The organism is Gemmata sp. SH-PL17, assembly GCF_001610855.1.
Classification (GTDB): Bacteria; Planctomycetota; Planctomycetia; order Gemmatales; family Gemmataceae; genus Gemmata; species Gemmata massiliana.
Genome location: NZ_CP011271.1, coordinates 6,647,375 through 6,661,070, shown reverse-complemented (window position 1 = coordinate 6,661,070; position 13,696 = coordinate 6,647,375). Strand labels below are relative to the sequence as shown.

Here is a 13,696-nt window from a genome sequence, read left to right as displayed (position 1 = left end):
CGTATCGCAATAGTCCCCGAACCGTGCTCGTACACGGTTTGAGGGTACGAAGACCGTGCGGCGCGCGGAATTGTGCTTACAATGAGGGGATGCAAGAGCCGCCGATTCGACCCGCGTTGAGCGCATGACGACAACAGAAATCGTAAAGAACATCCACCACTACTGCATCGGCCTCAGTTACCTGTGCGCCTTCCTGCTCGAAATCGCCCGGCTGCTGTGGCCGGCGCGGGGCTGGCGGGTCGCGGGGCTGGTGTTCGGTGCGGCGGGGCTGTTCGCGCACACCGCGTACCTGCTCGTGCAGCAGCCGTCGCCCGCGGTGCCGTCCGGTTCGGTGCTCATGCTCGCATGGGTGCTCGCCCTCTTTTACTTCTACGGCACTGTTCACCACGCGAGACAGGCGTGGGCCGTGTTCGTGCTGCCGGTCGTTATTGGATTGGTTGTGGTGTCGCGCATTTTGCTCACCGCGGAACCCGAACACGCGGCGTTCGATGTTGGTGAATGGGCGTCCGGTGAGCGCTTCTGGGGCGGCGTACACGGCCTGTTAATTCTGTTCGCGTCGGTGGGTGTGAGTGTGAGCTTCCTTGCAAGTATGATGTATCTAATTCAGGCGCGACGATTGAGGAACAAGGTCAGCCCGGGGACCGTGGTGCCGATGCTCAGCCTGGAGCGGCTCGAAACGATGAACCGGCGGGCGCTGAACATCGCGTTCCCGCTCCTCACCGCGGGGCTCCTGGTCGGCACACTACTCCTCCCGCACGGACTCTCGTTCGGCGACAATTGGCTGTCGCTCAAAGTGCTTTCCACAGCGGGTTTGTGGCTCGAATTCCTGGTACTCCTCTACCTGCGGTACGGTGCCCACGTTCCGGCCCGGCGCCTCGCGCTCTTTTCGATCGCGGCGTTCGGTCTGTTGCTCGTGGCGCTCGCGGCGTCGCACCCGTTCGCGATCGGAGGGGTGAAATGAACCTCCGTGCGATCGGCTGTAACGTGGCGTCCGCCCCGGTCGGGGTGCGTGAACGGCTCGCGTTCAACGCGGAAAAGACCCAAAGAGCGCTCGCCGAACTGAACTCCCGGTTCGCGGCCGAAGCGGTGATCCTCGACACGTGTAACCGCGTCGAGATCTATCTGTCGCGCCAGGAAACGGTTGCGCCACTACACATCCCGCTCATGGCCGAGTTCCTGTCGGAAGTTCACGGCGTGGCCCCGGCCGAGATCGTTCCGCACCTCTACGAGCACGCGGACTCCGCTGCCGCTCGGCACCTGTTCCGTGTCGCGTCCGGCCTGGACAGCGTGGTACTCGGCGAGGGGCAGATCGCGGGGCAGGTGAAAGACGCTTACGAGTCCGCGCACAAATCCACCGCGACCGGTCCGCTTCTTAACGTGCTGTTCCCGACGGCTCTACGGGTGTCGAAGCGCGTGCGGACCGAAACCGGCATCGCGCACGGACACGTCTCCGTTTCGAGCGCCGCGGTGGACTTCGTGCGCCAGGTGTTCGACACGTTCACCGATAAAACTGTGCTCGTGATCGGCGCCGGGAAGATGGGCCGGCTCACGCTGAAGCACCTCGCGGAACTGGAACCCGCGGCGATCCTGGTGACGAACCGCAACGCGGACCGGGCGACGGCCGTCGCCCGCGAGTGCGGTGGAGTGGTGGTGCCCTGGGCACAGTTGGACGATGCGCTAGTGCGCGCCGACATCGTGCTCAGTACGACGGGAGCGCCGGAGCCGGTTGTGAGCGCGGGCCGGTTCGACGAGCGGGTGCGCCCGCAGCGCGCGGGCCGGCCGCTCGTGGTGTTCGACATGGCCGTGCCGCGTGACTTCGACGCGCGCATCCACGACGGCGACACCGTGAGCGTGTTCAACGTGGACGACCTCGCGCGCGAGGCCGACCGCAGCATGGGCGAGCGCAAGCGGCACCTGTCCTCGGCGGAGCGCATCGTCGAGTCGGAGGTCGAGAAGTTCGTGGCGGAGTGGAACCGTCGCGCGAACGGTCCTGTAATCGGCCAACTGACAGCCGAAGTAGACCGGGTCCGTGACTCGGTGCTGGGTCCGCTGCTCGGTAAGCTGAACGGTAAGCTCACGGACAAGGACAAGTCGGACATTGAGGGCGCATTCCGCCTGTTCCAGAACCGGCTCCTGCACGGCCCGATCGCCGCTCTGCGCGAGGCCAGCAGCGAGGGGCACAGCGGGGGCCTCCGCGAAGCCCTCCGGAAACTCTTCGGGCTGAAGGGGTAGCACTGAGTTTCCGCCCCTCATTCTCCTCTGTGACAATGAAGTCGAGAACGGAGGGTTTATGGCTACGGACGTTACCGCGCTATCGACGGAAGTACCGCCGCTCCGCGACGGGGACCGACTCACGCGCACCGAATTCGAGCGCCGCTGGGACGCAATGCCGGAGGTGAAGAAGGCCGAACTCGTCGACGGAGTGGTTTACATGCCCGCCCTCTCGCGCGACCACGGCGTTCCTCATTTCGGCCTGATCGGGTGGCTGTGGATGTACCAAACTCTCACGCCGGGTACCGAGGGAGCCGACAACGCGAGCGTTCGGTTCGATGACGACAACATGGTGCAGCCGGACGCGCTGTTGCGTGTCCTCGAATCACACGGCGGACGGTGCCGCGTAACGCGCGATCGCTATTTGGAAGGCGGCCCCGAACTGGTTGTCGAAATCGCGAACACCACGGCCGATGAGGACATCGGGGCGAAGCGCGACGTGTACCGACGGTTCGGGGTGCAAGAGTACATCGTGTGGCGGGTCGCCGACCGGGCGCTGGACTGGTTCGTGTTGCGCAACGGGTACTACTGGCCGCTCGCTCCCAGCGCAGACGGCATCATCCGCAGCGAAGTGTTCCCGGGTCTGTGGCTCGATTCGGTCGCAACCGTTGCTGGTGACGCGGCCCGCGTTTTAACCGTGGCTCAACTGGGGCACGGGAGCCCGGAACACGCGGCGTTCGTTACGGAATTGCGCCGCCGTGCAGGGTACTCCGCTTGAGGAGGTAGCAACAAGCGGCGTCACTCATCGCTAACCTCCACGCGGGTCACCTCGAAGAACGGCTGATTCGCGAACAGTGCCCACGCGCCCGCGCGTTGGGCGTCCGTGGCTTCGTCCTGGCACAAGTCCCACCACTCCACCCAATCCAGAAGCCGGAACCCCGTGGGCCACGGCAACGGCGGTTCCAGGGTGGCCACGGCCGCGAAGAACCTCGCTTCCGTCAGGCCGGTCATGGGCGGTGTGTACACCTGAAACGGGTTCATCAGTTGAACGACCGCGGCCGCGAGTTCGTCGCGATAAGCCAGGGCCGCGGAATGGTCGGCGAACAACCGGATCGGTACCCGTGACCCGGTGTCGCTCCCGCGGCGCCCGTGGCAGATGTGCCCGGACGCACCGAACGCGCGCCGCTGCACCAAGAACGCGACGCCCGCACGCGGGGGCACGTCCCCGGCACCTCAGTAACCTCAAACGTACCCGAGCGCCCGGACTGACGGACGCGCGTAGTCCGGAGCCAGCGGAACTGTGTCAGGTACTCCGGGCGCCGGAACGGGTTGTGGTTCATCTCCTCGCACATCTCCGCGGCGCGCCTCGCGGTTCGGTACGCGCGCAACGGGAACCCGCCCTCGTCGTCCGACTCGCCGACGGCCATGCCGGGGTGGGCCGGGACATCGAACGTCCCGTAGAACGTCTCGATCGGGAACCAGGATTCACGGTCCACGAAGCGGATCTCCTGGATCAGCGGGAGCAACGTGCCCGCCTGCTCCTCGGCCACGTCGAAGAACCGCACCTTGTCGAACGCGGCCCAAGCGTGGGCCAGTTGGTCCGCGCTCCAGGTGTGCGCGAACGCCTCCCACCACGCGCGCCAGTCGTCATGGCGCAACTCGCTGACGGGCGGCTCGATGCCCGCGTCCATGAGCCAGTCGTGGAGCCGCGGGCCATCGAGGGACGACTGGAAGAACACGGAGCGCCCGCCGAAGCGGAACGGGTTCTCGGACTCGCGCGCGGCCGATTCGCACTCGCGACGGTGTGCTTCGGCGTCGTCAAACGTGTCGAGAGTAGCAACGGGAACGGTCGTGGGTACGCGCCGCGTGTACGGGTCGCCGTGCGGAGCCTGGTACCACCCCAACTGGCGAACGGTGTAACGTGGAACACTCATGACACTCGGGGGGCAAGAATGCGCCACGGATGAACACAGAAAACACGGATCAAGGCAAAGGGCAGATGCGTTTGTAGCCCCGCTAGGGGCGAAGGCGGGTAGCCAGGGGTGAAGCGCAGCTTCACCCCTGGCGGGTTGCCGAGCCAGCCAGGAATCCTCACACCGGGGTTTGCGGAGGTCCGCCAGGGGTTGCGCTGCGCTTCACTGCGCTTCACCCCTGGCTACTCGCCTTCGCCCCTAACGGGGCTACAAACGTACTGTCTTCTGATCTCTGCTTTTTGTCTTGTTCTGCGTTTTCTGCGTTCATCCGCGGCGAGTTTTGTCTCATCTCTTTTCGTTCCACGAACGGTTGGCGTATTTCTCCGCACGAATGGCCGGGGTGCGTTCTTGTTCCTCTGTGGTCCATTTGCCCGGAACTATCGTCCAGCCCGTATCGATCGCGAACGCTTCCGTTAGCATCTGCGCGAGAGGTTCGGGAGCGAATTTCGGCGCGCCCGCATCGTCGCACACGCCCGGAAGCTGCGGAGCGAACTCGCTGCGGTGGAGCAGGATGCTACCGTGTTGCAACATCGCGCCGCGCATCTTCCGCTGGGCGCTTCCCGCTACCTTCGAGCCGTTCAGGAGCAGGTCGCCGGGCGTTTGGTGCAGGAAGCACACGAGCGCCCCGAGCTTCTGTTCCTCACCGCAGACAACCGCGTGCGTCTTCACGCCGTGTTCCTTCAGCACGCCCTGCACAACGTGGTGGAACCGGCAAATCCAGTGTTCTTGCGACACCCACTCTTTACCCGGCGGTAACGCGAGGGCGTAGGTGAGCTCGTGGTGGTGGACGATCGCCGCCCCGCCGGTCGATCGACGGACCCACGGCAGCCCCGCGAGGTTCGCGTTGGCGCTGCGTTCCTCGGTGTGTTGGAAGTACCCGAGTGAGAGTGTCGGCTCGGTCCAGGTGTAAAACCGCAGCGACGCGACCCCGCCCACGGCGGATTCCAGCATCGCTTCGTCTGCGGACATATTCGTAGCGCCGTCGGCACCGGCGAACGGCAACAAGCGGATGGTTTGGCTCATAACAGCATTTTACCGATCCGATGGCACGCGGAGACACAGGGCTCCCGCCCTGTGCTACGGAAGTCGGCCCCATCCGGGGCGAAGACAAATACCGTCAATACCTTTCACGCCGCGGAGCGGCCGGCGTTCGTAGCACAGGGCGGAAGCCCTGTGTGCCTTTTAGTTTTGGCTCAAATCAGACGAATCCGCGAAATCCATCGATTCACTTGTCGAAAACACGGGTAGATATTACGATTTCAATGTGATATCACTCAGATATCGGAGGACGTGTCGTGGAAGACCGTGAGCTGAAACTGTGGTCGGGCTGGCTCGGGCTGTTCGGAGTGCTGGTCGGTTTGGGTGCGATCATCGCACTCATCGTGCTGGCCTCACAGTGGAAGGAGCCGAAATTGGTGTGGGCGATCGTTCCGCTGTCGCTTCTGTGGGTGATTTCTCTGGCGGGGTTCATTGTGAACGGGCCGAACCAGGCGCGCGTGGTGCAACTGTTCGGTAGCTACGTCGGCACGCTGCGCAAAACCGGGTTCTTCTACGGCAACCCGTTCTACTGGCGCACGCGGGTGAGCCTGCGGGTGCAGGTGTTTGAAACGGGGATGAACAAGACGGACGAAACGAAGGACGCGACCGGGCGGGTCATCACGCAGGCGACGTCGCACCGCGAGCCGCTCAAGGTGAACGATCACGACGGTACGCCGATCGAGATCGCGGCTGTGGTGCTGTGGAAGGTGGTGAACGCGGCCGAAGCGGTGTTCCAGGTGGATGACTACGAGGAGTTCGTGAAGCTCCAGGCGGACGCGGCTCTGCGTAATCTTGCGAGCCGCTACAGCTACGACGCGCCCGACACCGATGCGCACTCGCTCCGCGGGCACATCGAGGAAGTGGCGAGCCAGTTGAAGCTCGAACTCCAGGCGCGAATGCGGCAAGCCGGAGTGGAAGTTCAGGAGGCGCGCATCAGCTACTTGGCCTACGCACGCGAGATCGCGTCCGCGATGCTCCAGCGGCAACAGGCCGGGGCCATCATCGCGGCCCGTGCGAAGATCGTCGAGGGAGCCGTGGGGATGGTGGAGCACGCGCTCCAGATGCTCAGCGAGAAGAACATCATCGAACTGGACGCCGAGCGCCGGGCCGCGATGGTGAGCAACCTGCTCGTAGTGCTCTGCGGGCACAACGCCCCGCAACCCGTGCTCAACACTGGCACGCTGTACAACTGAGAAGAACCTCTCCCCAACCCCTCCCCTAAAAAGGGAGGGGCTTAAAACGGTCGCAGATATTTCGTGTCGGTTGTATTTGGTTCTGTTCCCCCTTCCTTCTTAGGGAAGGGGGTTAGGGGGTTAGGTCCGCCTTTCTCCCCTTCCCTTTAGGGAGGGGGTCGGGGGGTAGGTTCTTCAGGAGCCACGCATGTACCTTGCACTCGCTCTGGTTCTAGCCGCTCCACCCGCCGCGGACGTCCCCGCGCCGCGACTGCTCAGCGAACTGGTGGAACTGAAGACCGACACTGGCGTGCTGTATGGCACGCTCGATCTGCCCGAGAAGACCGGGCCGTGGCCGGTGGTGCTGCTTCATGCCGGCTCGGGGCCAACAAATCGTGACGGGAACGGACCGCTCACTCGCACCGACAATCTCAAGATGGTCGGCCGGGCGCTCGCCGCGAAGGGGATCGCGGTGTTGCGGATCGACAAGCGTGGAGTGGGCGCAAGCACTCCCGCACTGGCGAAAGAGGAAGACGTGCGGGTCGAGACCTACGCGACTGATGTGCTCGCGTGGGCGGGATTGCTCCGCAAAGATGCGCGATTCACGAAGCTCGGTTACATCGGTCACAGCGAGGGCGCACTCATCGGGTTGGTCGCGGCGAAGGACGCGAAGTTCGACGCGATCGTTTCTCTGTGTGGTCCGGGGCGCCCGCTTCAAACAGTTCTTCGCGAGCAACTGAAACGGGGACTGCCGGACGAACTGTACAAGCAGAGCGACACAATTCTGAGAGAACTAGAAGCCGGGCACACGGTCAAAGACACGCCCAAAACACTGGCCGCGTTGTTCCGACCAAGCGTTCAGCCGTACCTGATTTCGATGTTCAAGAACGACCCGGCGAAGCTGGCAACTGGGGTGAAAGCACCCTTTCTAATCGTGTCCGGATCGACCGACATTCAAGTTTCGGCCACGGACGCGAAGTGCTTGAGCGATGCCAACACGAGTGCCAAGGTTGTGACCATTGAGGGCATGAACCACGTGCTGAAGACGGTGCCCAAAACCGATCGGGCGGAGCAGCTCCCGAGCTATTCGGACCCGGCACTGCCGCTGCACCCGAAGCTGATGCCGGAACTCGTGGGGTTCTTCCAGAAATCGTTGGGTGGGAAATAGAGAGTTGGGGCGCCCGCTCACCGAGGACATTGGGGTATGGCCAAGAAAGACGTGAAACCGTTCCTGCTGCGACTCGACCCGCGCGTCCACGCGGCGGTACAGCGCTGGGCCGAGGAAGATTTGCGCAGCTTGAACGGGCAGATCGAGTTCATTCTGCGCCAGGCGCTCGTAAAGCGCGGCGTCAAGCTGACCGACGCCGACGAGAAAGCGCCCGACGCAGATACTTGAAGCTACAATACCCCGGCCGTCACTCCATTCGGTCGGGAGCGCTCATGTCAAATGCCCCGGAAGTGATTCGCGCGAAGTGCTGCATCGCCGGCGGCGGACCTGCAGGGATGGTGCTCGGTCTCCTCCTCGCACGAGCCGGGGTCGAGGTCGTCGTTCTGGAGAAGCACGCCGATTTCCTCCGCGACTTTCGCGGCGACACCATCCACCCGTCGACGCTCGAAGTGGTCCACGAACTCGGGCTCCTCGATGAGTTCCTCCGCCACCCGCACCAAGAAGCGCGCGTGCTCGCGGGTAACGTCGCGGGCGCCGAGTTCCCGCTCGCCGATTTCGCGCACCTCCCGACCAAATGCAAGTTCATCGCGCTGATGCCGCAATGGGATTTTCTGGATTTCGTGAGCGCGCACGCGAAGAAGTACCCGACGTTCCGGCTCGTGATGCGCGCCGCGGTCACGGACCTGATCGAAGAGAACGGGCGGGTACTCGGCGCGCGAGCGACAACGCCCGAAGGGGCGCTCGAAGTTCGGGCAGACCTCACCGTCGGTGCGGACGGCCGGCACTCCACAGTGCGCGCTCGCGCCGGGCTACCCGTACAAGATTTCGGCGCGCCGATGGACGTGTTGTGGATGCGCCTGTCGCGTAAACCGTCGGACGGTGAGCGCCCCGTGGGGCGGTTCGACCGCGGGCGCATCTTCGTAATGATTTATCGCGGCGATTACTGGCAATGCGGGTTCGTGATTCCGAAGGGCGATCACGCCGCGGTAATGACACGAGGACTCGAAGCGTTCCGCGCTGACATCGCCTCTGTGGCACCGTTTCTTGCGGATCGCGTGCAGGAATTGCAGAGCTGGGACGATGTGAAGCTGCTCACCGTTACGGTAGACCGGTTGCGGAAGTGGTGGCGCCCCGGGGTGCTGTGCATCGGCGACGCGGCCCACGCGATGTCGCCCGTTGGCGGAGTCGGGATCAACCTCGCGATTCAGGACGCGGTCGCGACCGCGAATATTCTCGCAGAGAAACTCCGCGCCGGGACCGTAACCGGAGCGGATCTCGCCGCGGTGCAACGGCGCAGGACTCTTCCAACACAACTGACGCAGTGGATTCAGGTCCAAGTGCAGAAGAAAGTGATTACACGCGCGCTGTCGGCTCACAGGTCATTGAAGGTGCCCACCGCGGCGCGCCTTCTTCAGCGGTTCCCGATCTTGCGGCGCATCCCGGCGCGGCTCGTTGGAATCGGAATTCGGCCCGAACACGTGCGGACGAAAGACACCTTCAAGTAAATCGATCGCTACGAGGAGAACCGCCGCTCTAACAGAATCGGCACGTATTGATTGCTTCGTAGATTCAGGAATTCGTCAAGGAGCGACATAGCACGGACACCGGCGCATCTTTCCGCGGGTGCGACCCTTTTCGGGGTCTCGATCGGCCGGGGCGTAAACAGACATCGGCGATAGCTTCGGTTTCTCGACCACTGGCCTTTATCTGGTTGCCCAGCATGCGACCAACGAGATGGCCGTTCTGTTCTGCGTGTCTGACTCGACCGCCGGTACGGTGCGGCATTTAGAGGCCGTTGAACAAGCCAATTTTCGGCGGGCATTTAAATATGCAATTTAATTAAATGATTTGGCAATTATAATACGACCTGTCGCTTGCGTCGCCGGTCAGCCGTACCAACGTGCCCCAGGCGGAGCGGTCGGGGACATGGATGCCCCAAGCGGCCCGAAACTGGCAAGCACCTGCGAATCATCGGTCCCACTCTCCCGAGGGTTGTCATGCGCGGTCCGGCGAAATGCCTCTGTTTAGTTGTCCTGATTACTCTGCTCGGAGGGTGCACGAAAAAGGTGTCCGAGGAGAACGCCAAAAAGGTGCAGCCGGGCATGACGCTGTCCGAGGTCGAGGCGATTCTCGGCTCGGGCCGAAAGGACGGAGCGGACCAGTACGAGTGGACCACCGAGAAGGGCAAGCTCCGGATCGGTTTCAGCAACAACAAGGTCACGCGGATCGAACACCAGGGCGCCCCGCGCGTCCTGACGGAAGAAGAACAAGCCGCGGAGAAAGCGCGGACCGACGCGAAATGGGCCGAGCAGAAGAAAGACGCGGACCGCGTCATGCAAGACCGGGACCGGATCAACGCTCTGAGCAACGTCTACTCGCTCCTATTTGCCGCCGTTGGTACGGGGGACCGGCTCCCCGCGAACGAAGCCGCGGCCGCGGCGAGCCCGCTGGCGAACGTGAACAAGGGAATGGACGCGATCCGCTCCGGGCGCGTGGTCGTGCGCTGGGGCGCGGCGATCACCGACGACGTTTGGGCGTATGAAAAGGACGCTCCCACCAAAGGCGGGTACGCCGTCGGTGAGAAGTACAACCCGCCCGAGAAACTGACCGCAGAGCAACTGCGCCCGTTCGCGGGCCGATAATAGTCGTTGAAAGGAGCACTACGCGGCCCGTCGCGCCCGTGGGCGACGGTGCTACGCAGCGCTATTCCCGGTGACCCTCGGCACAGCGTTCTTGACCGCAAGCCGCGGGTATGCGACAGTTTGATTGCTGCACGAGCGCGCCACGCGCACCCACCCGCCGAGTTCTTCCCACCACCCGTGCCCGTCCCGGAGGCCCATCATGTTCAGCCTCGATCTCGGTTCTTCTGGCCGTTACTGCGACGGTGCCTCGCGCCGCGACTTCCTCCGGATCGGCGTCGCGGGGATGGCGAGTTTGGGGCTGCCGGACGTGCTGCGTGCGAAGGCGACCTCGGCTCAATCTCCGACGAGCAGCAAGAATACGTCCGTGATCCTGATCTGGCTCGACGGTGGCCCCGGGCACATGGACATGTACGACATGAAGCCGGACGCGCCGGCCGAGTACCGCGGGATCTGGAAGCCGATTCGCACTAAGGTGCCCGGTTTCGACATCACCGAGCTGTTCCCCAAGCAGGCGCAGGTGACCGACAAGTTCTCGATGGTGCGCTCGCTGTACCACGACACCGGCGACCACTTCGCCGGCGGGCACCGGATGCTGACGACCAAAGACATGGGCGTGTCCGGGGCGAACAACGCGCAGAAGTTCCCGGGCATTGGCGCCATCGTGAACCGCGAACTCGGTTCGCGCGTGAACGGGATGCCGGGCTACACTGCGACCCCGCACGCGGCCAGCATCGGGATCGCACCCGGGTATTTCGGCGCCCACATGCTCGGCGCGCAACACGACCCGTTCTTAACCGGCGACCCGAGCGTCGCGAACTTCCAGGTGCCGAACCTGAACCTCGCGAACGGGCTGACGCTGGAGAAGATGGAGGACCGTCGGTCACTGCTCACGCACTTCGACAATAAGCGCAAGCACCTGGACACGCACCCGACGGCTCAAGCAATGGACCGGTTCGGGCGCGAGGCGTATGAGTTCGTGACGGGGCCGACCGCGCGCGAAGCGTTCGCCATTAGTAAGGAAAGCACCCGGCTCCGCGACCGGTACGGGCGCGACACGTGGGGTCAATCCACGCTCCTCGCCCGTCGGCTGGTCGAGGCCGGTTCGACGTTTGTTACGGTCCACTTCGGTGGGTGGGACCACCACTGGGATCTGAAGACCGGTTACGAGAACTACTTACCGAAGGTCGATCGCGCGGTCTCCGCGCTGTTCACCGACCTCGACGACCGCGGACTACTCGACACAACGCTCGTAGTTCTGTGCGGCGAGTTCAGCCGCACCCCGAAGATGAACGACGGCGGAAACGGCGGCGCGCCGATGAGCCAGGGCACGCCGGGGCGCGACCACTGGGGCAGCGCGATGTTCTGCCTTATGGGTGGCGGCGGCGTGAAGGGCGGGCAGGTCGTCGGCTCGACGGACCGCCTCGGCCAGCGCCCGCACACCCGCGCAGTCACACCCTCGAACATCCACGCCACGATTTACCAGGTTCTCGGCATCGACCCGAAGCTACAACTACTCGACCCGAGCGGTCGACCCGTCAACGTGCTCGACGATCCCGAACCGATCAGCGAGTTGCTGTGACCGTCCTCGGGACCACGGGCGGAATAACCGCGGTCCCAGGATCAACCCAATCACTTCGCCTTCAGCACGTCCAGAGCGATGTGCGACGCGAACTTCGGCGTGTGGTAGACGCGCTGCGTCGCCTTCTGGAAGTCGCTATCCACGGCCTCGAAGATGTTCGGGACGAACTTCTGCGGGTTCCGGTCGATCACCGGGAACCACGTACTGCTCACCTGCACCATGATCTTGTGCCCCTTGCGGAACCGGTGGTGCCCCCAGTTCAGGTCGATCGTGTACTCCTCCACCGCGCCGGGCTTCACGGGCTCGGGCTTCTCCAAACTCTTGCGGAACCGCGCCCGAACCGGCTCGCCCGCGATGAGCAGTTGGGAACCGGCCAGGTCTGCGGGCTTCGTGTAGTCGTCGGGGTACACGTCAATCAACCGAACGATCCAGTCACAGTCCGTGCCGGACGTTGAGCCGAACAGCTTCACCTTCATCGAACCGGCTACGATCACGTTTTCCGCGAGCGCTTCCGTCTCGTAAGAGAGCACGTCCGGGCGCCCGTGCGCGAATCGCTGGTCCTGCACCATCCACTCGGGCCACTCGGGACCGGGGTACGTCGGGCGCACCGGGCGCGGGCGGTACGGAACCGGGTTCGCGGGATCGGAGACGTATTCGTCCGCTTCGGCCGCTCCTTCCGCCGGCGGATCGAAGCTCAACTTGCCCTTCGGGTGAAAGTGCAGTTTTCGCGATACGACGCCCTTCGGGGGCCAAGAATCATACGTCTCCCACTTGTTCGCCCCGGTCTGGAACATGCGCGCTTCGGGCGGCGCGCCCTTGCCGATGTCCTTCAAGTAGTGCGCGAAGAACGGAGCCTGTATCTCTTTTCGGAAGTGCGCGCCGGTGGCCGAATCGAACGGGATGCGCCCCAACTTGTCGGCCCTACCGCCGCCCCACCCGCCGTGGTTCCACGGACCGACCACGAGGAAATTCTGGTTCTTGGTGTCGTGCTTCTCCAGCAACTCGTAGATCTTCAGCGGCCCGCGAAAATCCTCCTGATCGTACCAGCCCGCCACGTTCAGCGTCGGCACCGTGACTTTCGTGAGCCGCGGTTCGAGCGACTGCGTTTTCCAGAACGCATCATAGTTCGGGTGCGCAACGAAGTCGTTCCACGTCGGGAGCGTGTGCTTGAAGTGCAGCCGGTTCACGTTCGAGAGCGCGCCGAGCTTCAGGTACCACTCGTAGGTGTCGTGCTTGTCGAACTTGAAGCTGAAGTTGCTCTTGTCCGTCTCCATCATCGCGACGTACTCGAACCCGTAACTGAGCCGGAACGCGCCGTTGTGGTGGAAGTCGTCGCCGAGGAACATGTCGACCGGCGACGCTTGCGGGGAAACCGCTTTGAGTGCCGGGTGCGGGTCGAGCATCGCGACCGCCGCGAGCCAGCCGGGGTAGCTGATCCCGAGCATCCCGACGCGCCCGTTGTTGTTTTTCACCTCCTTCAACAACCAGTCGATGGTGTCGCTCGTGTCGGACGCTTCATCCACGGCTTTCGGGTCTTGCGGGTCGCGCGCCGGGCGCGTCATCACGAACGTCCCCTCCGACTTGAATCGCCCGCGAATGTCCTGAAGAACGAAGGCGTACCCGTCGTCGATCATCTCCTTGAAGTAGTCCCGGAATAGCCGCTCCGTGCGCCCGTCGATGCCGTAGGGTGTGCGGAGCAGAACGATGGCGACCGGCCCCTTCGGGGCTTTCGGCACGTGAACCGTGGTGAACAGTTTCTTCCCGTCGCGCATCGGGATCATCGCTTCCGTGCGCTCGAACCGGGTATCGGTTTTCGGCTGTTGTGCGTATAAAGTCGCGGTGGTAACAAGGAGCGCAAAAAGAGCCGAGGCGAGTCGTCGCATGAGTAAGGGGCTCGTGTTGGGTACGGGGGA

13 protein-coding genes are annotated in these 13,696 nt (G+C 63.7%); 9 read left to right on the top strand and 4 right to left on the bottom strand.

From position 1 onward, the window contains the following. Positions 1 to 124: 124 nt before the first annotated feature. Genes ccsA through VT84_RS27440 form a run of 3 tightly spaced genes read left to right on the top strand, consistent with a single transcriptional unit; the run spans position 125 to position 2,989 of the window. Positions 125 to 961, top strand: coding sequence for a cytochrome c biogenesis protein CcsA (gene ccsA, locus VT84_RS27450; protein ID WP_082841742.1), 837 nt, complete (start codon positions 125 to 127; stop codon positions 959 to 961). Beyond that, positions 958 to 2,232, top strand: a complete 1,275-nt coding sequence (hemA, locus tag VT84_RS27445) for a glutamyl-tRNA reductase (protein WP_082841741.1) — start codon at positions 958 to 960, stop codon at positions 2,230 to 2,232. Before ccsA ends, hemA begins: the two co-directional genes overlap by 4 nt. A 58-nt stretch (positions 2,233 to 2,290) precedes the next feature. Next, positions 2,291 to 2,989, top strand: coding sequence for a Uma2 family endonuclease (locus VT84_RS27440; RefSeq protein WP_082841740.1), 699 nt, complete (start codon positions 2,291 to 2,293; stop codon positions 2,987 to 2,989). 20 nt (positions 2,990 to 3,009) lie between these two features. Here the strand turns inward: VT84_RS27440 and VT84_RS27435 are convergent, their stop codons facing one another. From VT84_RS27435 to VT84_RS27425, 3 genes are all read right to left on the bottom strand, one after another. Continuing rightward, positions 3,010 to 3,252: a hypothetical protein gene (locus VT84_RS27435; RefSeq protein ID WP_082841739.1), complete on the bottom strand. Its 243-nt coding sequence runs from the start codon at positions 3,250 to 3,252 to the stop codon at positions 3,010 to 3,012. Continuing rightward, positions 3,252 to 4,145: a hypothetical protein gene (locus tag VT84_RS27430; protein WP_082841738.1), complete on the bottom strand. Its 894-nt coding sequence runs from the start codon at positions 4,143 to 4,145 to the stop codon at positions 3,252 to 3,254. Before VT84_RS27430 ends, VT84_RS27435 begins: the two co-directional genes overlap by 1 nt. 324 nt (positions 4,146 to 4,469) lie before the next feature. After that, the gene (locus tag VT84_RS27425) at positions 4,470 to 5,207 is read right to left on the bottom strand and encodes a biotin/lipoate A/B protein ligase family protein (protein WP_082841737.1); all 738 of its coding nucleotides are present in this window, start codon (positions 5,205 to 5,207) and stop codon (positions 4,470 to 4,472) included. 272 nt (positions 5,208 to 5,479) lie between these two features. Between VT84_RS27425 and VT84_RS27420 the strand changes: the two genes are divergently transcribed. From VT84_RS27420 to VT84_RS27395, 6 genes are all read left to right on the top strand, one after another. Next, positions 5,480 to 6,415 (top strand): SPFH domain-containing protein, encoded by a 936-nt coding sequence (locus VT84_RS27420; protein WP_052555816.1) that lies wholly within the window; start codon positions 5,480 to 5,482, stop codon positions 6,413 to 6,415. 187 nt (positions 6,416 to 6,602) lie between these two features. Then, on the top strand, positions 6,603 to 7,562 hold the full coding sequence (locus VT84_RS27415) for an alpha/beta hydrolase (RefSeq protein ID WP_082841736.1): 960 nt from the start codon (positions 6,603 to 6,605) through the stop codon (positions 7,560 to 7,562). A 36-nt stretch (positions 7,563 to 7,598) separates the two neighbouring features. Next, complete coding sequence (locus VT84_RS27410) at positions 7,599 to 7,790, top strand: hypothetical protein (RefSeq protein WP_052555813.1); 192 nt, start codon at positions 7,599 to 7,601, stop codon at positions 7,788 to 7,790. A gap of 44 nt (positions 7,791 to 7,834) precedes the next feature. Continuing rightward, a complete protein-coding gene (locus VT84_RS27405; RefSeq protein WP_082841735.1) occupies positions 7,835 to 9,067 on the top strand; it encodes an FAD-dependent oxidoreductase in 1,233 nt (410 codons plus the stop codon). Positions 9,068 to 9,559: 492 nt separating this feature from the next. Beyond that, positions 9,560 to 10,204, top strand: coding sequence for a hypothetical protein (locus VT84_RS27400; RefSeq protein WP_082841734.1), 645 nt, complete (start codon positions 9,560 to 9,562; stop codon positions 10,202 to 10,204). Positions 10,205 to 10,403: 199 nt separating this feature from the next. After that, on the top strand, positions 10,404 to 11,783 hold the full coding sequence (locus tag VT84_RS27395) for a DUF1501 domain-containing protein (RefSeq protein WP_052555807.1): 1,380 nt from the start codon (positions 10,404 to 10,406) through the stop codon (positions 11,781 to 11,783). Positions 11,784 to 11,833: 50 nt separating this feature from the next. Here the strand turns inward: VT84_RS27395 and VT84_RS27390 are convergent, their stop codons facing one another. Continuing rightward, positions 11,834 to 13,666, bottom strand: coding sequence for a CocE/NonD family hydrolase (locus VT84_RS27390; protein ID WP_082841733.1), 1,833 nt, complete (start codon positions 13,664 to 13,666; stop codon positions 11,834 to 11,836). Between the last annotated feature and the right edge of the window lie 30 nt (positions 13,667 to 13,696).